This window comes from Paenarthrobacter sp. CAP02 (assembly GCF_040137855.1).
In the GTDB taxonomy this organism is placed as follows: domain Bacteria; phylum Actinomycetota; class Actinomycetes; order Actinomycetales; family Micrococcaceae; genus Arthrobacter.
In genome coordinates this window covers 56,112-77,306 of sequence record NZ_JBEEII010000011.1, presented here as the reverse complement: position 1 = coordinate 77,306, position 21,195 = coordinate 56,112, and the positions used below count along the sequence as shown (strand labels likewise).

Here is a 21,195-nt window from a genome sequence, read left to right as displayed (position 1 = left end):
TCACGCGGGTCCTGAGAACCCCTCTGGGAGGTAGGTGGCCTTTGCCGACCCCAGCCGCTCCAGGACACCACGGACTACTTTGCGGTCGGTTGTGGCCCAAAATGGCGGCAGGGCAGCCCGAAGGAACCCGCCGTAGCGTTCTGTGGAGAGCCTGGAGTCAAGTACCGCCACCACACCCTTGTCACCGGTTGATCGGATCAGGCGCCCAGCTCCCTGGGCCAACCGAATGGCCGCGTGGGTGGCCGACACGGCCATGAAGCCGTTTCCGCCGGACTGCGCGACCGCCCGTGAACGGGCGGTCATCAGGGGGTCGTCCGGACGTGGGAACGGAATGCGGTCTATGACCACCAGTCGGCAGGAGCCGCCCGGAACGTCCACCCCCTGCCACAGGGACATGGTGCCGAACAGGCAAGTGTCCGGCTCATCAGCGAACTGCTTGACCAGCGCAGCCATGGTGGACTCGCCCTGGCAAAGGATGTCGACGTCAAGGCGGAGCCGCATGGCATCCGCCGCTTCCTCGGCTGCCCTCCGTGAAGAGAACAAGCAGAGCGCTCCCCCACCCGAGGCCCTGATGAGGTCTTCCAACTCGTCAAGGGCTTCCGGCGATGTACCCCGACCAGGCTTGGGCAGGTGCTTGGCCACATAGAGCACACCCTGCTTGGGGTAGTCGAAAGGCGACCCCACATCGATGCCCGTCCAGCTCGGGGCGCCGTCACCGATCAGGCCCAAGCCACCGGCGGCAGGTTCAAAAGCCGCGCCTATGGCTAGCGTGGCGGAGGTAAGGACCACCGTGTGGCCGGCAAAAAGCCCTTCACGCAAGCGGCCTGCGACGCTCAACGGCGCAATGTTAATGAGGGCGGGTGCTGTTTCATCAGGCTGGGAGTAGCCCTGCTGGGGGTCGAAGTTGCTGTTTCGCGAGAACCACACCACTTCCCTGTTCTCCTTGGCGGCGAGCAGGCGTTCGCACAATTCCAGGATGAGCATGAGCCGTGAGCGCGCCAGTTGCCGACCGCCGTCGACCGCGTTTGAAGAGTCCGTCTTCGAATCCGAGAGTGCCGCGCGTGTGGCGTCGCGCAACTGGTCAAGGCAGTCGAGCTGTTCTTCGTTGAGTCCGTTGGGCAACAAGCCATTGGGCGCGCCTGCGATGGCCATATCCAGCCGGTCAGCCGCAGCGTTGAGGGCATCCACAGTAATGGCCGTGTGCTTGCGCGCACTGGACGCTGCAGCATGGACCATGGCCACGGACAACTGACCGGACACGGCTCCGGTCACGCGATCCTGAAGTTCGTGGGCCTCATCGACCACCACGACGTCGTACTCGGGGAGCACGGCCAGGCCCTCAAACGCACTCACGGCCAACATCGCGTGATTCGTGACGACGACATCCGCTTCCGCTGCGCGGGACCTTGCGAGTTCACTGAAGCATTCCTCGGCCATGGGGCATTTTTGCGCCCCGAGGCACTCCATGGATGTGACCGAAACCTGCCGCCATGCACGGTCGGTGACCCCCGGCATGAGTTCGTCGCGATCGCCGGTGGACGTCTTCCCGGCCCACTCACGAAGCCGGACCACTTCCTTGCCGAGCTGCGATTGCGGCCCGCCCATGGACGCAGCAAAGTGCGGAACGCTGGTGTCCTCGCCCAGTGAGAACAGTTGTCCCTCGGAGGGCTCCTCGCTGGGGAAACCCCCCTCAAGTTTCTGCAGGCAGACGTAGTTTGCCCGCCCCTTCACCAACGCCACATTGACGGGGCGCTTAAGAGCGGGGTTGATGCTTTCCAGCAGCCGGGGAAGGTCCCGGCCTACGATCTGGGTCTGCAGTGCCAAGGTGGCGGTGGACACGAGAGTTGGTTTATTGCTGTCCATCGAATGCGCGATCAACGGAATCAGGTACGCCAACGACTTACCTGTTCCGGTCCCCGCCTGGACCAGCAGATGCTCCCCGGTCTCGATTGCCCGGGCAACGTGTTTGGCCATCTCGTGCTGGCCGGCACGGCTTTGTCCGCCCATGCCGGCAACAGCCCGGTCCAACAATTCGAGGGTGGCCTGTTCGCCCACCGACTCGACGGCGTCCGCCGCCACCTTCTCAACCATTGCTGACGAATGACTCCAGCTCGGCTGCCAGTCCTTCGCGGACCATGACAACCACGTGCGTCCCGGATTCCTCGTGGTCAAGGCTCAGGATTTCCGAGTCGGAGCTGTGCAGCTTGCTGATCATGTCTCCGCGGTCGTAGGGAATCAGCAGCTCAAGGCGTACACCCGGCCGTGGAATGGACCGGCTGATATCCTCCAGCAGTTCCGCGATGCCCTGGCCCGTGCGGGTTGAAACCACCGCATGGCGGGGCTCCTTTTGCTTCAGTCGCTCAACGACGAAGGGATCGGCGACATCGACCTTGTTCAGGACAATGATTTCCGGGACCTTCCGGGCATCGACTTCCGTGAACACGGACCGCACTGCGGCGATCTGTCCCTCGGGATCCGGGTGCGAAGCGTCGACGACATGAAGGATCAAGTCCGCATCCGCCACTTCCTCCAGCGTGGACCTGAAGGCTTCGATCAGCTGGGTGGGCAGCGAACGGACAAACCCCACGGTATCGGCAAGCGTGTACCCGATGCCGTCCGGGGTCTGGGCCTTGCGGACTGTGGGATCCAAGGTGGCGAACAAAGCGTTCTCCACTAGGACACCCGCGTCCGTCAGGCGGTTGAGCAGCGAGGACTTGCCTGCGTTGGTGTACCCGGCAATAGCGACGGACGGAACGGCATTGCGACGGCGGTTGGCACGTTTGGTCTCGCGCGCCGGCTTCATCGCGGCGATTTCACGCCGCAGCTTGGCCATGCGCGTGCGGATTCGACGGCGGTCCAGTTCGATCTTGGTTTCACCAGGACCACGCGAACCCATACCGGCTCCGGCTCCACCCACCTGGCCACCTGCCTGGCGGGACATGGAGTCGCCCCAACCACGAAGACGCGGCAGGAGGTATTCAAGCTGGGCCAGCTCAACCTGGGCCTTGCCCTCGCGGCTCTTGGCGTGCTGGGCGAAGATGTCGAGGATCAGTGTGGTGCGGTCCACCACCTTGACCTTGACGATGTCTTCGAGTCCACGTCGCTGCGAAGGTGCCAGTTCGGTGTCGACCACCACGGTGTCGGCACCCGTGGCTGCCACGATGTCCTTCAGCTCCTGGGCCTTACCTGATCCCAGGAAAGTCCCGGGGTCCGGCTTGGTACGGCGCTGGACCAAGCCATCCAGAACCTCCGATCCGGCGGTCTCGGCCAAAGCAGCCAGCTCGCGCAGCGAGTTCTCTGCGTCTGCGAGCGTTCCCTCAGTCCACAGGCCGGCAAGGACGACGCGCTCAAGGCGCAACTGCCGGTATTCGACCTCGGTGACGTCTTCGAGTTCCGTGGAAAGCCCGGCCGTGCGACGCAGGGCCCGGCGTTCAGCCAGATCTTCCTGGTCGCCGTCGTAAATGCTGTGTTCCTGGTCCAGCGTCGAGATCGCCTGCGCCTTGCCGAACACACTGCCGGCCTCGTTGTCATTGGATGCCTGCGCAGGTACATCCTTGGAAAGAATCCGGTCGATGACGGCCTGGATTTGTTCAGGACTCATGTCCTGGGCGTCGGAATCGGATCCGGAGTGCTTCTGGGTGGTCATGGTCTCCTTAGACTGTTCGGCTATTCCAGAATAGTGCTGTTTGCTTGCTGATGGGGCGCTATTCGCGCTGGGCTGACGGGCTTGGGCCAAAGGGGCCTCCTGTGTGCTGCGCGGCCGTGCCTCCAAGGCAGGGAAGGCCGCTGCGATTCAAACGAAATAGGGTCCGCGCGGAGGTCCGGGGCAACCAAGGAATTTGACATCCGTTCTTCCTGGCAGCCGTCGTCAACGGTTACGCCAAGGCACTGGATGGTGTGATCTTCTTCAGTGTCAGTCAGCTGCGCCGTGCATTGGCTGACTTTGCCAGGTGGGACCTGCCGGGCGGAAAGGCCGTGCGCTTGGCTCGGGGCCAAGCGGACCTGCATCGCGGGCGGTGCCGTGTTTCGGCAGACTACTCAAAGATCAAGAACATGACTTCCACTTTAGCAGCCGCTGTCAACCCATCAGCGGGATGCGGCAGTTTCCCATGTCGCCGTCGGCCCACTAATCTGGCAAATTATGGAGTCTGCACACTATTTCACTGCCCAGCCAGCTGGACCCTTCACCCGCAAACCACTCACGGTGGAGCTAGCCGGCGCTACCCGCCACCTGCAGACCTCCTCGGGTATCTTCAGCCCCGACGGCGTGGACAAGGGCACTGCGATCCTCTTCTCGGAAGTTCCGCCCCCGGCACCGCAGGGCAACCTTCTGGATGTCGGTTGCGGATGGGGCCCCATAGCCCTGACCCTCGGATTGAAGGCTCCCCATGCACGGGTTTACGCCGTGGACGTCAATGAGCGATGCGTGACCCTGACCAACGAGAATGCTGCGGCGCTTGGCCTGGACAACGTAACGGCCAGCCTTCCCGACCAAGTGGATCCCGACCTGGAGTTCGACACCATTTGGTCGAACCCGCCCATCCGGATCGGCAAGGCGGAACTTCACACGCTGCTCTTGACCTGGCTCCCGCGCCTGGCACCGGGGGGCAACGCCTGGCTGGTGGTCCAGAAAAACCTGGGGTCGGACTCGCTCCAACGCTGGCTAGCCGAAGAACTGGACAGCACCTTCACGGTGTCCCGTGAAAGCACGTCCAAGTCCTTCAGGATCATCAGGGTCAGGAAAGCGTCCCAGTAGCTACGATCACGGCGGGACCGCTGAGCTCAACGTGCTCACGGCCGCCGGCACCCGGGAAGAACTTCACACCCACGACGCCGCCCGGTACCTTGACGTGCCAGTCGTTCGGGGCCGTACTGCCGGCCCAGTGACGGATCGCCACCGCTGCGGCGCAGGCTCCCGTGCCGCACGACTGCGTCTCCCCCACGCCACGTTCGTGGACACGCATGGTGATGGTTCCCACACCGTCTTCAACCAGCGGTTCGGCGGGAACGACGAATTCGACATTGGTGCCATTGGCAGGCTTGGGATCCACGACAGGAGGCTTGAACAGCTGCGTGGCCGTCAGCTCGCTGAGCTCCGCCAGTGCGACCACTGTGTGGGGGTTTCCCATACTGACTGAGAGGCCCGGCCGGGCGACTTCGAGGCCGTCCGCGCTGACCAGAGCATCCATGGCCTTGCTGGTGGCTTCCTTGGGGAAAATGAACTCCCAAGGCCCCATGTCCACGGCATAACCCGTGGCGGTGCGCACGATCTTCTTGACGCCGCCACGGGTGCCAATGGTCAAAGTCTCGCCTGGGCCCAGTTCCACCAGCTTTTCGGCGATGAGGAAATGGACGAAGACCCGAACTCCGTTGCCGCACATCTCCGACAGGGAACCGTCACCGTTGCGGTAGTCCATGAACCACTCGGCGGCAGGGTCCTGTTCAAGCAGGGCGCGGCCTTCGGGAAGGAACCTCGAGGGCACCGCACGGATCAGGCCATCTCCCCCAACGCCGAGGTGCCGGTCGCATAGCTGGGCGACCTGCTCCGGGGTGATCTCGTGGGCGTCGCCTGGGTCCGCAATGAGGACGAAGTCATTACCCGTTCCGTGGCCCTTGGAAAACGCCAGCCCGGACAGATTGGCAGCGGTTACGGAAGCGCCGGCAGCAGCGGGCTGCTCGGCGGAAAGGGAAGCGGTTTCGTCCATGGCACTAGGCTACCTGCCACGGCTCGCCGGTCCGAAATTCGTCAGGCCGCAGCTGCTGCCTTGGCCACGAGCCCGGGGTCTTGCCAGTCCAACCACGTGATCCGCGGATCCGCCCGGAACCACGTCAACTGACGCCGGGCGAACTGCCGCGTAGCAACGATGGTCTCTTCAGCGGCAGCGGGGACGTCAGCCCCGCCGTCGAGCACTTTGAGGAATTGGGCGTATCCCAAGGCCCGGGAGGCTGTCTTGCCGTTCCTCAAACCGGCGGCATCGAGGCGCTCCACTTCATCCTGAAGCCCGGCTGCAACCATCCGATGCACCCTTTGGGCGAGTCTTTCCCGGAGGACCTCACGGTCCACCGACAGGCCAATTTGTACAGCGGGCTGGAAATACTCACGCTGAGGCATGAAGGAGCTGAACGGACGGCCCGTTATCCGGTGGACCTCAAGTGCCCGGATCACGCGGCGGGCATCCCCTAACCGCGCTGCAGACACGGGATCGACCGCTTCCAGCCTGGTCCTCAGCGGCGCCAACCCATGTGCTTCGCATTCCTGCTCGAGTTCCTGCCGAACCGATGGATCGGTCCCCGGGAACTCCAGTACGTCCAGCGCCGCCCGGACGTAGAGCCCGGAACCTCCCACGAGGATGGCACGCTTGCCACGGGAATGGATCTCCTGGATGGCGGCGCGACACTCCGCCTGGAAGTCCGCGACACTGGCCTCCTCGGTGACATCCATGGTGTCAAGAAGGTGATGGGGAACGCCTTTGCGTTCTTCCACGGTGATCTTGGCCGTTCCGATGTCCATACCGCGGTAGAACTGCAGGGCATCCGCGTTGATCACTTCACCGTCCAAAGCCAGGGCAAGATCGACCCCGAGATCCGATTTGCCGGATCCGGTCGGTCCAACCACGGCAATGACGGGAGGCTGCGGTTCAGGGTGGGAGAACGACACGTCGCGCTGCCCGCCCTAGGAGCGGCGTACGGGCAGCGATGGCATGCCCAGGGACACGCCACCCTTTGCGGAGAGTGAGCCGGGTGCAGGAACACCGCAGGAATCTGCCTGCGCCCGGTCCCATGCGTCGCCCGCACGGGATCTCCGCAGCACGTAGTCCTCCGTGGTGGCAGGATCCGCCACAAGGTGGAATGCCGCGGCTTCGGTGATGGTCACCGTGACAAAATCACCCGGACGAGGCGTTTCAGCCCCCGCTGGGACGGAGAAGTGAACCAACCGCTGGTCCTTGGATCGGCCAGACAGCCGATGCGTTTCCTCGGCCTTGCGACCGGACTGGGCGGTCACCAGAACTTCCACCTGCCGGCCACGTTGGTTTGCATTCTCCTCGGCGGCGATGCGGTCCTGCAGGGCGGTGAGGCGCTCGAACCGTTCCTGGACAACGGCCTTGGGGAGCTGGTCCGGCAAATCGGCAGCAGGTGTGCCGGGACGCTTGGAGTATTGGAAGGTGAAGGCCGAGGAAAAGCGTGACTTTTCCACGACATCAAGCGTTGCCTGGAAGTCTTCTTCAGTCTCACCGGGGAAGCCAACAATAATGTCGGTGGTGATCGCGGCGTTGGGGATGCGCTCCCGGACCTTGTCCAGGATTCCCAGGAACTTGCTGGAGCGGTAGGAACGGCGCATGTCCTTAAGGACCTTGTCCGAGCCCGACTGCAGCGGCATGTGCAGCTGGGGCATGACATTGTGCGTCTCGGCCATGGCGTCAATGACGTCGTCGGTGAACGCAGCCGGGTGCGGACTCGTGAAACGCACGCGCTCCAGTCCTTCGATGTCCCCGCAGGCCCTGAGCAATTTGGAGAACGCCTGCCGGTCCCCGAACTCCACCCCGTATGAGTTCACGTTCTGCCCAAGCAACGTCACCTCGACTGCGCCATCATCCACCAGGGCCTGGATCTCTGCCAGGATCTCCCCGGGACGGCGGTCCCTTTCCTTGCCCCTCAGCGAGGGAACGATGCAGAACGTACAGGTGTTGTTGCAGCCGACAGAAATGGACACCCAGCCGGAGTACACCGAGTCCCTCTTGGTGGGGAGCGTTGACGGGAACACATCCAGCGATTCGAGGATCTCAAGCTGTGCCTCGTTGTTGTGACGAGCACGGTTCAGGAGGGCCGGAAGGGCACCAACGTTGTGGGTGCCGAAAACGGCGTCCACCCATGGCGCCTTCTTCACGATGGTCTCGCGGTCCTTCTGGGCCAGGCAGCCACCAACGGCAATCTGCATTCCGGGGTGCGCTTCCTTGACCTGCCGCAGCTGGCCCAGGTTGCCGTAGAGCTTGTTATCCGCATTTTCCCGAACAGCGCAGGTGTTGAAAACCACGACGTCGGCGATGTCACCGTCAGCCGGTACGTAGCCCGCGTCCTCGAGGAGTCCGGCCATCCGCTCGGAATCGTGGACATTCATCTGGCAGCCAAAGGTCCGGACCTGGTAAGTCCGGGGCGCGGCCGAAGGATTGGCGGAAGCTGCTGGGGAAGGAATGGTCAAACTCACTACTCAAGAGTACCGGCTTCTGCCAGCACCTCACCGACGATCCTGAAGGCCAAGGAGGGCGCGTAGCCCTTGCGTGCGAGCATCGAGGCAAGACGACGTGTGTACTTGTCCCGCTCCGCGCGATCGGCCAAGTCAATGCCAGGCCGCAGCTTGCGTTGAACGAGCTCACGCGCTGCCAGTTCCTCGTCCTGATCGCTGAGCTGGGAGAGCGCCTCTTCTGCGTCTTCCAGCTCAATGCCTTTGTCTGAAAGTTCGCGGCGAAGTGCGCCCTTGGCGAGCTTCTTGCTTTGCGACCGGCTACGGACCCACATCCTGGCGAACTCGGCGTCGTCGATCAGCTGAACCTCTTCGAACCGGTCCAGGACAGCCTCGGCCACGTCTTCAGGGACATTCCGCTCGGCCAGTTTCCGGGACAGCTGCAGCCGGCTCCGCGGCGCCATCGTCAATTGCCTCAGGACGATGGCGCGCGCCACGGACTCGGGATCTGGTTCAGGGTCAGCCGCAACTGAAGAGTCCGGGTCCGGACCTCTCCTAGCCGTCAACGGCCTTCAGCTTCGGCGAGTCTTCCTCCGGCTTGACACCTACGCCGAGCTTTTCCTTGATCAGGCGCTCCAACTCCTGAGCCAGCTCAGGGTTATCGCGCAGGAATCGACGCGAGTTCTCCATGCCCTGGCCAAGCTGGTCACCGTCATAGGTGAACCACGAGCCGGACTTCTTGATGATGCCGTGCTCGACACCCATGTCGATGATCCCGCCCTCGCGGGAAATGCCCTGCCCGTAGATGATGTCGAACTCGGCTATCTTGAACGGCGGAGCCATCTTGTTCTTGACGATCTTTGCCTTGGTGCGGTTACCCACGGAATCCGCACCTTCCTTCAGGGTTTGGATGCGCCGGACATCGATGCGCACGGAAGCGTAGAACTTCAACGCCTTACCACCGGTGGTGGTTTCCGGGGAGCCGAAGAAGACACCGATCTTTTCACGCAACTGGTTGATGAAAATGGCGGTGGTCTTGGTCTGGCTCAAGCGGCCGGTGATCTTACGCAGGGCCTGGCTCATGAGGCGAGCCTGGAGGCCAACGTGGGAGTCACCCATTTCGCCTTCAATTTCGGCGCGCGGAACCAAAGCTGCAACGGAGTCGATGACGATGATGTCCAGCGAGCCGGAGCCCACCAGCATGTCCATGATTTCCAGGGCCTGCTCGCCGGTGTCCGGCTGCGAGACCAGGAGCGCGTCGGTGTCCACGCCCAGCTTTGCTGCGTAGTCTGGGTCGAGCGCGTGCTCGGCATCGATGAAGGCCGCAATACCGCCGGCGCGCTGCGCGTTGGCTACCGCGTGGAGGGCAACGGTGGTCTTACCCGAGGATTCCGGGCCATAGATCTCCACGACACGCCCGCGCGGCAGTCCGCCAATGCCCAGGGCTACGTCCAAGGCAATAGACCCGGTAGGAATGACCTCGATGGGCGCACGGGTGTCGTCACCCAGGCGCATGATAGAGCCTTTGCCGAACTGCTTGTCGATCTGGGCAAGCGCTGCTTCGAGCGCCTTCTCACGATCCGGGGCTGCCGCCATGGTTCACACCTCTGATGCTTTCTCGCTGTGGAGTGGCCCGAAGGGCCGCTTTCCTGTCATGACCGACGCTATTACGGTGCCCGGACATTTTTACAAGCCGACCCCTGCTATGTGGATAAACGGGACCGCTGGATGCCGTGGAATGCGTCTTTCAGGATCAATTTTCCTCTTCCGTGAGCATATCCCCATCCGAACAGATATTCGAACAATGGGTCGGCGTGTCACGCCGCGGAGACCTCAACGTACTTAGCTGGAGGCCGGCTTGATGTCCTTGCCCAACCTGCGTTCGAGGGGGACATCCTGGACGTCGCACAGGGCCAACCACACTTCGCGGGGCTGGTACCCGGCCGCCAGGGCCTCCACCGCAGTGCGTCCACCGACGCCGGCAAGCACCAGGGAGGTGGCCAGAACCCGGGAGTAGCCGGCCCCGAATTCGTCGTCCATCAATCGCCAAAAGTCACTTGCCCTCACGGATAGAGTCTCTCATGCCGCCGGACTCTAGAATGGTTGCCATGAGCAATCCTCTCCAGAGCGCGCCCGACACGGTCCCTGCAGGCGACGCCGTGGACGACGCCCTCCAGCAGGTGGAACACCAGCTGAGCCTGCTCTGGCGCCGCGCCCGTTCAATCTCCCACCAATTGTCCCGACAGGTCCATCCGGACATGGAGCCGGCTGCCTACGGACTCCTTACCGTCATACGGAGGGAAGGTCCCATCCGGCTCACCGAGCTCGCTACGTGCATCGGGGTGGGCAAGCCCTCTGTCAGCCGCCAAATCGCCTTCCTGGAAAGCATTGGCCTCGTGTACAAGGAAGCCGATCCGCAGGACGGCCGCGCCCAGTCCATCCGACTGACGGAGAAGGGCGAAGAGAAGATGCACCAGGTCCAGGACGCCCGCCGGCAGGTGTTCCGGGAACGGCTCGGTGAGTGGCCGCTGGAGGACGTCCAGACGCTGGCGGACTACATGGGCCGACTCAACGCCATCTACGGCGATGGCGTATTGAGGGATGTCACTCTTAAGGAAAACACTCCGGCCGACCCAGCCTAGGTTGCGCACGGGCCGGCGCCCCCCCATCAAGGAACAAAGTGCCCACAATCACCGAATACAGCAAGGAAGGGCCCCAGCCGACGGCTGGGGCCCTTCCTTCATTCCTGTGTAACGGTTACCGGGCTCCGGAGAGCATTCCCTGCGGGAAGTCGTCCGTGAGGTCCAGGTCGCGACCGTAACGCTGTGAAAATTCCTGCGGAACGGTGTCCGGCACGGACACGCCTTCAGCAACGGCTACGCGGTCGCTGACTTCGCGGAGCATGTGGGACAACGGAACATCCAGGGCTGTGCAGATTGAGGACAGGAGCTCGGAGGAAGCCTCCTTCTGGCCGCGTTCAACTTCACTCAAGTAACCGAGTGAGACACGGGCGCTGTGCGAAACCTCGCGGAGGGTACGGCCCTGACGCTGGCGGACATCGCGCAGTACATCACCGATCTCGTGGCGTAGTACAACCATTTTGCGCTCCTTCTGTTCGCTCTGTGTCTGATCAGCCAAGCCCACATCCTTCCAGCGGACAACGCCGTTCACGGATACGGGCTGCTTTACCATCTGTATCGCCTTGCTCCCTCGTTCATCCGGTTCGCTGGCTGGCGGACCGGGTTGGTTTCTACATCCTAGGCGCCCCGGCTCTTCCGAAGCGACACAATGACACAACTATTGGCAATCTGTTTTTGTTCCCGGCTACTTTACGAACGGTAACCAACGTCACTTAGCGCGGCAAGGAGACGCACCATTGCGGCCTCGCAGGCCTGCTCCCGGATGGCCTGCCGATCCCCCGAAAACCGGTACTCGAACGCGGAAACCGATGTTGGCGTTGCCACACCGATAAAGACTGTTCCCACTGCTTTGCCGTCATGGGGCTCCGGTCCGGCTACTCCGGTGGTGGAAATCCCGACGTCCGACCCGCAGGCGCGCCGCGCGCCGTCGGCCATTGCCTCGGCGACACCGCCGTCGACGGACCCAACGGCAGCAAGCAAGTGGGCCGGTACCCCCAGGACATCTGCTTTGACTGAATTCTGGTAGGCCACCACGCCGCCCTGGAGCATCCCGGATGCTCCGGGTGTGTTGGCGAGGGTGGCAGCTACCAAACCGGCCGTAAGCGACTCGGCCGTGGCCACCGTCAGGTGCCGTTCGATTGCCGCCGCAACTGCCGCCGTCGCGGTTTGGGCGCCGCCGGACCCTGAGGCGTGAGTACTCACGCGCGGCGTCCGGCTGCCCGAAGCCGCATGGCCTGGACAACGTATTCGACGCCGGTCCACAGCGTGATGGCCAGGGCCACCATCATGACCCAGAAAGCAACGTCTCCCAGCCACGGCGCGATCGCCTTCAGCGGCAGGACGTACAGGAAGATGGCCACCGTCTGGATGACCGTCTTGAGTTTGCCACCCCGGGAAGCCGGCATCACTCCGTAGCGGATCACAACGAATCGCAGGGCGGTGATGCCCCATTCCCTGACAAGGATCAGGATGGTGACCCACCAGGGCAGCTCCCCCAGTATGGACAGCAGCACCAGCGCGGAACCGATGAGGAGCTTGTCGGCTATGGGGTCGGCAATCTTGCCGAAGTTGGTAATGAGGCCCCGCGCCCTGGCGATGTCGCCGTCGAGCTTGTCCGTGTAGATGGCGACTGCGAAAGCAACCACCGCGGCCCAGCGCCAAATCCCGTTGTTGCCGTTGTCGGCCACAAGGAACCAGACGAAGAACGGCACCAGGACAATGCGGAGCATCGTGAGGATGTTGGGCAGGTTCCAGATGTCGGAGCTGCTGGACGTTGCATTATCACCCTCGGCTGTAGTCACCCCTCTAGGCTACCGTCTCAGGCACCGTCGTCCGGAGCGTTACCGTCCCGTGAGGGACCAGGCGTCTTCGCCGCCTTCTTCGTCATCGGGACCGTCAGCCCCGTCGTAGTACTCAATGGCCTGCGTCCGGTTGTCCAGGTCCGCCTGGACCAGGTCTTCCGCATAACCGCCGACGGCGATGTTCGAGTTCGCGTTGTCGCTCAGGGCCGCAGTGTGGGCATCGGGCGCAGCCGGTGACTCCTGCCCCTTCATCGCTGCCAGGACGGCGGCGAGGTCGTCGGGCTTGACCAGGACATCGCGGGCCTTTGAACCCTCGGAAGGGCCTACGACGCCGCGGGACTCCAAAAGGTCCATCAGGCGACCGGCCTTGGCGAAGCCCACACGAAGCTTGCGCTGCAGCATGGAAGTTGAACCGAACTGCGTAGTGACCACAAGCTCTGTGGCCTGCAGCAGCACGTCGAGGTCGTCTCCGATGTCGTCGTCAATCTGCTTCTTCGGGGCCTCGGCGGCAACGTCGTCACGGTAGACGGCCTGCAACTGGCCCTTGACGTGCTCCACTACCTTATGGATCTCGGATTCGGTCACCCAAGCACCCTGGACGCGCATCGCCTTGGAAGCACCCATCGGCAGGAACAGCGCATCACCTTGGCCAATGAGCTTCTCCGCACCCGGCTGGTCCAGGACCACGCGGGAGTCCGTCACGGAGGACGTTGCGAACGCCATGCGGGATGGGACGTTTGCCTTGATCAGGCCCGTGACGACATCCACCGACGGGCGCTGCGTAGCCAACACGAGGTGGATACCGGCAGCACGGGCCAGCTGGGTGATCCTGACGATAGAGTCTTCAACATCACGTGGGGCCACCATCATGAGGTCGGCGAGCTCATCGACGATCACCAACAGGTACGGGTACGGCTTGATGACCCGCTTGGAGTCGACCGGGGGCACCACTTTGCCGGCCCGCACAGCCTTGTTGAAATCGTCAATGTGCTTGTAGCCGTAGTTGGCGAGGTCGTCGTAGCGTGCGTCCATCTCCCGGACGACCCACTGCAACGCTTCGGCAGCCTTCTTGGGATTGGTGATGATGGGCGTGATCAGGTGCGGGACGCCCTCATAGGCCGTGAGTTCCACGCGCTTGGGGTCAACCATGACCATGCGCACTTCATCCGGTGTGGCCCGCATGAGGATGGAGGTGATCATCGAGTTCACGAAGCTGGACTTACCGGCACCGGTGGCACCGGCAACGAGCAAGTGCGGCATCTTGGCCAGGTTGGCCACCACGTAGCCGCCTTCGACGTCCTTGCCGACGCCCATGACCATGGGGTGGTCCGTGCGCCGCGCGTTCTGGCTCCGCAGCACATCACCCAGGGAGACGGTTTCGCGGTCCGTGTTGGGAATTTCGATGCCGATGGCCGACTTGCCGGGAATCGGGCTCAGGATCCGCACGTCGCTGGACGCCACGGCATAGGAAATGTTCTTTGACAGGGCGGTGACCCGCTCCACTTTGGTTCCCGGAGACAGCTCGATTTCATAGCGCGTCACGGTCGGACCGCGGCTGAAGCCTGTCACCGACGCATCGACGTTGAACTGAGTGAGGGTGTCAGTCAGGGCAGCGACGACGGCGTCGTTGGCTTCCGTGCGCTCCTTCGGGATGGAACCCGGGGTCAAGTAGTCCGAAGCCGGAAGCGTGTAAGTAACATCGCCAGCCAAGGACAACTGCTCCGTGCGCTGGGGAATGGGTGTTTGCGGAAGCGGCGCCCCTGCCGGTTTCGCAGGCACCTGGGCGATTGCAGGTGCAGGCGCCGTCATCTCCGGGGTCAGGACGGGAATGGCTTCGGTGGGGTTATCGATACCCGGCGTTGCGCCCGCGAGTCCCTGGGCGGCCTTGATTTTCCCGACAGCGATCTCGGCCTGGGTCGGACGCCGCACGCCCGGCGGTACGCGAGGTTCGGACGGACCCGGAGTTTCGTCGTCGTCCACTATGGCGTGCTCAAAGGCCTCGTCCCCGACGTAACCTTCCAGGCCGGCGTCGGTTTCCTCGTCCTTGCCGAAGAGGCGCACCCGCTTCTTCTTCCGCGGCTTGGGTGCTTCATTCTCGTACAGATAGCTGCGGTCGTGGTCGTCCTTGCCGGAACCGTCCATCAGGTCGACGCCCATGAGGTGGTTGTAGGCCCCGCGGATACGGGACGGGATGGCACCGAACGGCGTCGCCGTCACGATCAGCACCGAGACGAAAGCCAGCAGGCTGTAAAGGAGCACAGGGATAGCTGGATGGATGGCGGCGAAGGGAGCGGCGGCCAGGAAGCCCAGCATGCCGCCCGCCCTGCGCAGGCCGTCGAAGCCGTCCGCCACGGAAGGCAAGCCACCAATGACGTGGGCCAGCGCCGATCCTGCGACGGTCATGATCATGAAGCCGATACCTACACGGTTGTTGCCGCGGCCATCCTGCGGCTTCCGGAACAGCCGGAAGGCGCAGATGAACAGCATGAACGGCAGGACCAGGGACATCCAGCCGAACGTTCCGTTCACAACGCTGTAGACGATGTCAGGCAGCCAGCCTGTGAGGCCCCACCAGGCGAAGGTGGCAATCGCTACGCCCAACACCAGATTGAACAACGCGGCACCGTCGCGACGGTCCTCGGGATCGAGGTCGCTGACGTCGTGGCCGATACGCCGGACACCGGCACCCACCACGTGCCCAATGCCCTGCCACGCGCCTGCCAGCAGGCGCAGCGGGAGCGGAGCCTGGGGCTCGACGGCGGCAGCTTGCTTGGTGCGCGCAGTGCTGCCCCGGCCGCTTTTCGCCGCCGTTGCACCGCTTTTGGGGGCAGCCGCGCCTCGGCCTGTGCCGCCGGATTTACTGCTGGAGCTGCCTCGTGGCGTGGAGGTAGTACGGGTCGCCATAAGTGCCACGCTACCCCAAGGGGGCCTGAAATCCGCGGATTTCAGGCCCCCTTGGGCATGCATGTTGCTGGCTGTGGCAGCTTAGGCTTCCAGGACCACCGGGATGATCATGGGCCGGCGGCGAAGCTTGCGGTTGACCCAGGTGCCGATAATCCTCCGCACCACTTGCTGCAACTGGTGGTTGGTGTGATCGGCGTTGTTCAACACGGCATCTTCCAGCGCGGCATTGATCTTGGGAATGATCTCGTCAAAGACGGAATCATCCTCGGCAACGCCGCGGGCATGGATCTCCGGACCCGAAACAATCTTGCCCGTGGTGCGGTTGATCACCGTGATGATGGAAATGAATCCCTCATCGCCCAGGATGCGTCGGTCCTTCAAATCGGCATCGGTGATTTCGCCGACGCTGGAGCCGTCAACGTAGACAAACCCGACCTCCACCTGGCCAACAACGTCAGCCTTGTGGTCCTTGAGGTCGATGACGGTTCCGTTATCGCTCAGGATGATGCCTTCTGAAGGCACCCCCGACTCCAGGGCAATGTTGCCGTTGGCGATCAAGTGGCGGGTCTCGCCGTGCACCGGCATGGCATTGAGCGGCTCGAGGATGTTGTAGCAGTACAGCAGTTCGCCGGCGGCGGCGTGCCCCGAGACGTGGACCTTTGCCGTGCCCTTATGGATGACGTCGGCCCCGAGCTTGAGGAGACCGTTGATGATGCGGAAGACGGCATTCTCGTTGCCCGGAATGAGGCTGGACGCGAGAATGACAGTGTCACCCTTGCCGACGACCACCCGGTGGTCACCGTTGGCCATGCGGGAAAGGGCTGCCATGGGCTCGCCCTGCGAACCTGTGGACATCAGGACCACGCGGTCATCGGGCATGTTATCGATGTTCTTGATGTCCACCAGGATGTCGTTCGGGACATCGAGGTACCCAAGCTTGGCGGCAATCGCCATGTTCCGGACCATGGACCGGCCCACGAAAGCCACCTTGCGGCCGTGTTTGGCCGCAGCGTCGAGAACCTGCTGGACGCGGTGGACATGCGAAGAGAAAGAAGCCACGATGATGCGCTTCTTGGCCTGACCGAACAGACGGTCAAGGGTGGGGCCGATTTCCTTCTCGGCCGTCGTGAACCCAGGAACGTCCGCGTTGGTGGAATCGGCCATGAACAGGTCCACGCCTTCTTCGCCCAGGCGCGCGAAGTGCCTGAGGTCCGTGATTCGGCCGTCCAGCGGCAACTGGTCCATCTTGAAGTCACCCGTGTGGAGGACGGTGCCGCCCTCGGTGCGGATGAAGACTGCAAGGGCATCCGGGATGGAGTGGTTGACGGCTACGAATTCACACTCGAAGGGACCGAACTGCTCCACCTGGCCCTCGGTGACGGTGAGGGTGTACGGCTTGATCCGGTGTTCCTGGAGCTTCGCTTCCACCAGGGCAAGCGTCAGCTGGGAACCGATCAGCGGAATGTCTGCTTTGAGGCGCAGCAGATAGGGAACGGCACCAATGTGGTCCTCGTGTCCGTGGGTCAGCACGACACCCACGACGTCCTGGAGCCGGTCCTCAATGTAGGAGAAATCGGGCAGGATCAAATCGACGCCGGGCTGGGTCTCCTCGGGGAAGAGCACGCCGCAGTCAACGACCAGCAGCTTGCCGTCGATTTCGAAGACGGCCATGTTGCGGCCGATCTCTCCCAGTCCACCGAGCGGAACAATCCGCAGCGTGCCCTTGGGCAATTTCGGCGGAGTAACCAGTCCGGGAAGGGCGGTTTGGGTCATATTTTGCTACTTTCCGGCGGAACCGTCCTGGACGTCGAAGTCCATTCCGGCTTCCGCCAAATCCCCGCGGATGATGTCGATCTCGGCCGCGTCCGGCTCCACGAGGGGCAAACGGACAACCGAGTTGGGCAGGACTCCCTGCCACTTGAGAATCTGCTTGGCGGCTACTGCGCCTTGGACCCGCGTCATGGTTCCACGAACCACGGGTTCCAGTTCAAAGTTGATGGCCCTTGCCGTGGCAAGGTCGTTGGCGTTGACGGCGTCAATCAATTCGCGGAAGCGGCGCGTGGCCACATGCGTGGTGACACCCACCAGCCCGACGGCGCCGAGCGCCATCCACTGAAGGGTCAGGCCGTCGTCGCCGGAGTAGAAGACGAGGTCGGTTTCAGCCATGACGCGTGTCGCGGCAGCAAAATCGGCCTTTGCGTCCTTCACGGCCACGATGTTCTGGTGCTTCGCCAGGCCGATCATGGTCTCCGGGGCGATCGCGATGGAGGAGCGGCCCGGGATGTCATAGAGCATGACGGGCAGGTCCGTGGAGGAGGCAATCGTCTCGAAGTGGGCGCGGACGCCAGCCTGGCTGGGCTTGTTGTAGTAGGGGGTGACGATCAGCAGGCCGTCAACGCCTACCTCTGCTGCACGCTGTGAAAGGTGCACGGAGTGGGCGGTGTCGTTGGTGCCGGTCCCGGCAATAATGGCTGCCTTGCCACCGACGGCTTCTTTGACGGCACGGAACATGCCAAGGTTTTCATCGTCGGTGAGGGTGGAGGTCTCGCCAGTGGTGCCGGTGACGACGAGGCCGTCGCAACCATCCTGGACAAGCTTCTCTGCCAATGCTGCGGCTTGGTCGTAGTCAACCTTGCCGTCCTCGGTGAACGGGGTGACCATGGCGGTCAGCAGGGTACCAAGGGCGGGATTGTGGGCGCGCAAGTCAGACATAAGAAAAACGTTACCCTGTCAGCGGCTTGTTACAAGAATGGGTTCCGCGTGATGGTCCTCATGCACCAGGGCCGGACCTGTAGCCATCCAAGCTGGAGCGGACCGGGAGGCCAGGTGCAGTCCCAGGCGCAATTCCTCGCCGGATACGTACAGGGCTGACACTGCGTAGACGTCGGCCCCTGACTCTGCGGCAACCGCGGCGTGGGACGGTTGGGCGGCGTCGGCGCATACGGCAAGAGCCACCCGCCACCCGTCTACTTCCAGGATTTCGGGGCCGTTCCCGGCGACGAACAGCTCATGCTCCGCGCCATGCAGATGGGTCTTGAAGGCCGGTCGCAGGGAGTCATCCGGCCCGATGATGAGTGATGCCAACCGTGGAGTGCCGTCAGCTTCCCGCCAGCCTGCACCGATCACTGCCGTGGTCCCGGTATGGGCACAGGCGTCCCGAAGCGGCTGGAGCCTTGTATCGCCGTCAGTCAGCCAGGCCGAAGGCTCACCCGCATGCTCCGGGGCATCGAATGAGTCCAACTCATAGCCCGTCAAGGAGAGCTCTGGAAACAGCACCAGCCGTGCGCCGTCAGCGTGGGCCTTTTCGATAAGCTCCACGTGGGCGGCGACGTTCCGGGCGACAGCCGCTCCCCCACTGCCCGTTCCCAGCGCTTCGTACTGAACGACGGCGGCCAGCAGCGTTGCTGACGCTGGCGCAGGCCCGGCGGGTCGCGGCATGGTCGATGGGGACGGTGATTGGGGGTGCGCTTGGGTCACCGGGCCATCCTATTCCGGCGAACAGCCGCACCGGCAGCCTAGGCGGACCGGCAACGTCAGGCGGATCCGGGCGTCCGGGCCGGCTGCTCCGAACAATACTGCGCCACAGCCCGCTCCTTGAGTTGCTCCGCCCAGGCCACCAGCCTCTGGGAGGCCCGCACGTACTCGAAGAGTTCAATGGGCGTGAGCGAATCAAGATCCGTATCCGCCAGCCGGCGGGCGAGCTCAGCTCCCGGCATCTGCTCGGCCAGGACCGTCCCTTCGCTCCGCCACTGGGTGTCCTCCGGTGGTTCGCCGGTGACAAGCTGCCTGAACAGGAAGTCGACCACACCGGGGCTCATTGCCTTCATGGGTCCACACAGGCGGTCCTGCGGCTTTGGAACATCGTTCATGCCGTAATGCTATTCGAACATATATTCGAAGACAAGGGCCGCTCTTCGCCAGCTGCTCCGTGCCGGGTTGCCGCCCAGCAGCCTATGAGACGATCGCTGCATGACTTCGCACGGGACGGCGCCACGACAGGAGGCCCACGGGGCCAGCCCGGCGTCCGCCCGGCTCCAGGGGATCGATGCCGCCCGGGGTGCGGCATTGCTGGGAATGATGTCCACCCATCTGATCCCGACGTACGGTCCTTCCCCCCAGTGGGAACCGACCTTCGTGGGATTGGTCTTTTCGGGTCGGTCCTCGGCCCTTTTCGCAGTGCTGGCCGGCGTCGGATTGGCCCTCAGCACGGGCAAGCAGCAGCCGCCCAGCGGCGCTGGGGTGTGGTCGGCGAGAGGCGGAGTGGCCATGCGCGCCTTGGTGATTGCCGTCGTCGGATTCGTCCTGGGTGGGCTTGATGTCAACATCGCGGTGATCCTGGTCCACTACGCTGTCTTGTTCCTCTGCGTCCTGCCGTTCCTGGGCCTGCGCCTGAAAGCCCTCTGCTTCCTGGCGTTGGGCTGGATCCTGGCCTCGCCGGTCCTGGCGTACCTGGTCCGCCCCCTGCTGCTCGACACGACCCCTCCCCTCCAGTTGGGCCACAACCCAAAGGTTGAGGACCTGGAGACACCGGGACGGCTTCTGGCCGATCTCTTCTTTACCGGCTACTACCCCGTGTTCCAGTGGCTTTCGTACCTGCTGCTGGGGCTTGCCATAGGCCGCCTGGCGCTCACGACGGCGAAGGTACAGGTCCTGCTGTTGGCCGGCGGAAGCGCTGTAGCCGTCCTTGCGAAAGCGGTGGGCTTCCTGGCCATGGAATCGTGGGGTGGAAGGTCCGCCTTGGAGGCGCTCCCCGGCACCCGCGGGTACCCCTTGGAGAGCATGCTGCAGGTCAACCTGGCGGGCCTTCAGCAAGTGGATTCATGGTGGTGGCTGGCCACCGCCTCCCCGCACGCGGGCACCACCTTGGACCTGCTGCACACCGGGGGCACGGCTGCCGCCGTCGTAGGATTGTTCCTGCTGCTGGGCACAGTGGCTGAGCGGGCAAAGGTCAACTTCCTGGTCCTGCTCAGCGGTCCGGGAGCCATGACACTGAGCCTCTACTCAGCGCATGTATGGGTGGTCTCCGGGTTCACCGACAGGCCACTGCCGGCCGGCTGGACCCCGGAAGGGATGTACTGGACCCAGGCGATCAACGCGATCATCATCGGCGTCTGTTTCGCCCTGCTCCGACGGCGGGGGCCACTTGAGTGGGTGGCCCACCAAGCGTCCAGGCTGGGCAGCTACCGTCCGGCGGCAGTCGGCTGAGAACGGAAGAGTTTTACCGCGTCCCGCATGGAAGCGCGGGCCCGCTTGCGGTCACCGGAGGCGTCGTAGGCGCAGCTCAACCGGAACCAGGAGCGCCAATCTTCGGGGGCAGCTTCGGCTTCTGCCCGGTACTTTTCGAACTCTTCGTCCGCTGCCGACCGGACAATCCTGCCGCCGGGCGTTCGGGGAAGCGTGTCCTCCGGCAACCCGCCTTCGGCTTCCAGGACCTTGGCCATCTGCTCAGTGCGGGCACCAAAAAGCAGTTCCCGGATGAGCGCCCACGCACCCACTACGGGCAGGACCAGGTAGGCGGCCCCTATGCCCTTGGCCACCAGGTTGGGATCGCCAAGCAGGAGGAAGGAGCGTTGGACGGACACCACCAGGTACAGCACCAGCAACAAGGTGATGGCACCTACCCAGATCTTGGTGCGGTTCTTCTTCAGTGCTGTCCAGAAATTTCCCATGT

Annotated in this window: 20 protein-coding genes; 3 read left to right on the top strand and 17 right to left on the bottom strand. The window is 63.5% G+C overall.

All coding sequences use genetic code 11. The annotated features are described in order from the left end of the window. Entirely contained in the window at window positions 1–2,091 is a 2,091-nt protein-coding gene (locus tag ABHM97_RS17965; protein WP_349471725.1) for an ATP-dependent DNA helicase, read from the bottom strand. Continuing rightward, entirely contained in the window at window positions 2,084–3,646 is a 1,563-nt protein-coding gene (gene hflX, locus ABHM97_RS17960) for a GTPase HflX (protein ID WP_349471724.1), read from the bottom strand. Before hflX ends, ABHM97_RS17965 begins: the two co-directional genes overlap by 8 nt. 495 nt (window positions 3,647–4,141) lie before the next feature. Here hflX and ABHM97_RS17955 point away from each other — a divergent pair, with 495 nt between their 5' ends. Further along, the gene (locus ABHM97_RS17955; protein WP_349471723.1) at window positions 4,142–4,756 is read left to right on the top strand and encodes a class I SAM-dependent methyltransferase; all 615 of its coding nucleotides are present in this window, start codon (window positions 4,142–4,144) and stop codon (window positions 4,754–4,756) included. Here the strand turns inward: ABHM97_RS17955 and dapF are convergent. The 6 genes from dapF to ABHM97_RS17925 form a co-directional block, all read right to left on the bottom strand. Then, a complete protein-coding gene (dapF, locus tag ABHM97_RS17950) occupies window positions 4,737–5,705 on the bottom strand; it encodes a diaminopimelate epimerase (RefSeq protein ID WP_235521835.1) in 969 nt (322 codons plus the stop codon). The genes ABHM97_RS17955 and dapF overlap by 20 nt on opposite strands. 41 nt (window positions 5,706–5,746) lie before the next feature. Next, complete coding sequence (gene miaA / locus ABHM97_RS17945; protein ID WP_349471722.1) at window positions 5,747–6,658, bottom strand: tRNA (adenosine(37)-N6)-dimethylallyltransferase MiaA; 912 nt, start codon at window positions 6,656–6,658, stop codon at window positions 5,747–5,749. 15 nt (window positions 6,659–6,673) lie between these two features. Next, window positions 6,674–8,203 (bottom strand): tRNA (N6-isopentenyl adenosine(37)-C2)-methylthiotransferase MiaB, encoded by a 1,530-nt coding sequence (gene miaB / locus ABHM97_RS17940; RefSeq protein WP_349471721.1) that lies wholly within the window; start codon window positions 8,201–8,203, stop codon window positions 6,674–6,676. After that, window positions 8,203–8,676, bottom strand: coding sequence for a regulatory protein RecX (locus tag ABHM97_RS17935; RefSeq protein WP_374111551.1), 474 nt, complete (start codon window positions 8,674–8,676; stop codon window positions 8,203–8,205). The genes miaB and ABHM97_RS17935 overlap by 1 nt, the downstream gene beginning before the upstream one ends. Window positions 8,677–8,734: 58 nt before the next feature. Further along, window positions 8,735–9,775 carry a recombinase RecA gene (gene recA, locus ABHM97_RS17930; RefSeq protein ID WP_235521831.1) on the bottom strand — a complete coding sequence of 347 codons (1,041 nt, stop codon included), beginning with the start codon at window positions 9,773–9,775 and terminating at the stop codon, window positions 8,735–8,737. Window positions 9,776–10,021: 246 nt separating this feature from the next. Then, window positions 10,022–10,246, bottom strand: a complete 225-nt coding sequence (locus tag ABHM97_RS17925; RefSeq protein WP_502921308.1) for a DUF3046 domain-containing protein — start codon at window positions 10,244–10,246, stop codon at window positions 10,022–10,024. A 41-nt stretch (window positions 10,247–10,287) separates the two neighbouring features. Between ABHM97_RS17925 and ABHM97_RS17920 the strand changes: the two genes are divergently transcribed. Further along, complete coding sequence (locus ABHM97_RS17920) at window positions 10,288–10,821, top strand: MarR family winged helix-turn-helix transcriptional regulator (RefSeq protein WP_235521830.1); 534 nt, start codon at window positions 10,288–10,290, stop codon at window positions 10,819–10,821. A gap of 115 nt (window positions 10,822–10,936) precedes the next feature. On the opposite strand, the gene ABHM97_RS17915 is transcribed toward ABHM97_RS17920, so the two are convergent. The 8 genes from ABHM97_RS17915 to ABHM97_RS17880 all read right to left on the bottom strand — a co-directional run bounded on the left by ABHM97_RS17915 (window position 10,937) and on the right by ABHM97_RS17880 (window position 19,393). After that, window positions 10,937–11,371 (bottom strand): helix-turn-helix domain-containing protein, encoded by a 435-nt coding sequence (locus tag ABHM97_RS17915; protein ID WP_211711854.1) that lies wholly within the window; start codon window positions 11,369–11,371, stop codon window positions 10,937–10,939. Between the two features lie 137 nt (window positions 11,372–11,508). Next, window positions 11,509–12,021 (bottom strand): CinA family protein, encoded by a 513-nt coding sequence (locus ABHM97_RS17910; protein ID WP_284987787.1) that lies wholly within the window; start codon window positions 12,019–12,021, stop codon window positions 11,509–11,511. Then, window positions 12,018–12,620: a CDP-diacylglycerol--glycerol-3-phosphate 3-phosphatidyltransferase gene (gene pgsA, locus ABHM97_RS17905; RefSeq protein ID WP_235521828.1), complete on the bottom strand. Its 603-nt coding sequence runs from the start codon at window positions 12,618–12,620 to the stop codon at window positions 12,018–12,020. The genes ABHM97_RS17910 and pgsA overlap by 4 nt, the downstream gene beginning before the upstream one ends. 39 nt (window positions 12,621–12,659) lie before the next feature. Then, window positions 12,660–15,524: an FtsK/SpoIIIE family DNA translocase gene (locus ABHM97_RS17900; RefSeq protein ID WP_235521827.1), complete on the bottom strand. Its 2,865-nt coding sequence runs from the start codon at window positions 15,522–15,524 to the stop codon at window positions 12,660–12,662. Between the two features lie 81 nt (window positions 15,525–15,605). After that, complete coding sequence (locus ABHM97_RS17895; protein ID WP_235521826.1) at window positions 15,606–17,297, bottom strand: ribonuclease J; 1,692 nt, start codon at window positions 17,295–17,297, stop codon at window positions 15,606–15,608. A gap of 6 nt (window positions 17,298–17,303) precedes the next feature. After that, window positions 17,304–18,236 carry a 4-hydroxy-tetrahydrodipicolinate synthase gene (gene dapA, locus ABHM97_RS17890; RefSeq protein ID WP_235521825.1) on the bottom strand — a complete coding sequence of 311 codons (933 nt, stop codon included), beginning with the start codon at window positions 18,234–18,236 and terminating at the stop codon, window positions 17,304–17,306. Between the two features lie 18 nt (window positions 18,237–18,254). Continuing rightward, window positions 18,255–18,962 (bottom strand): carbon-nitrogen hydrolase family protein, encoded by a 708-nt coding sequence (locus ABHM97_RS17885; RefSeq protein ID WP_349471720.1) that lies wholly within the window; start codon window positions 18,960–18,962, stop codon window positions 18,255–18,257. Between the two features lie 95 nt (window positions 18,963–19,057). After that, window positions 19,058–19,393, bottom strand: a complete 336-nt coding sequence (locus tag ABHM97_RS17880) for a hypothetical protein (protein WP_235521822.1) — start codon at window positions 19,391–19,393, stop codon at window positions 19,058–19,060. Between the two features lie 100 nt (window positions 19,394–19,493). Between ABHM97_RS17880 and ABHM97_RS17875 the strand changes: the two genes are divergently transcribed. Beyond that, window positions 19,494–20,729: a heparan-alpha-glucosaminide N-acetyltransferase domain-containing protein gene (locus ABHM97_RS17875; protein WP_349471719.1), complete on the top strand. Its 1,236-nt coding sequence runs from the start codon at window positions 19,494–19,496 to the stop codon at window positions 20,727–20,729. Here ABHM97_RS17875 and ABHM97_RS17870 read toward each other — a convergent pair. After that, window positions 20,705–21,193 (bottom strand): hypothetical protein, encoded by a 489-nt coding sequence (locus ABHM97_RS17870; protein ID WP_349471718.1) that lies wholly within the window; start codon window positions 21,191–21,193, stop codon window positions 20,705–20,707. The two genes, ABHM97_RS17875 and ABHM97_RS17870, sit on opposite strands and share 25 nt — an antisense overlap. Window positions 21,194–21,195 lie beyond the last annotated feature (2 nt).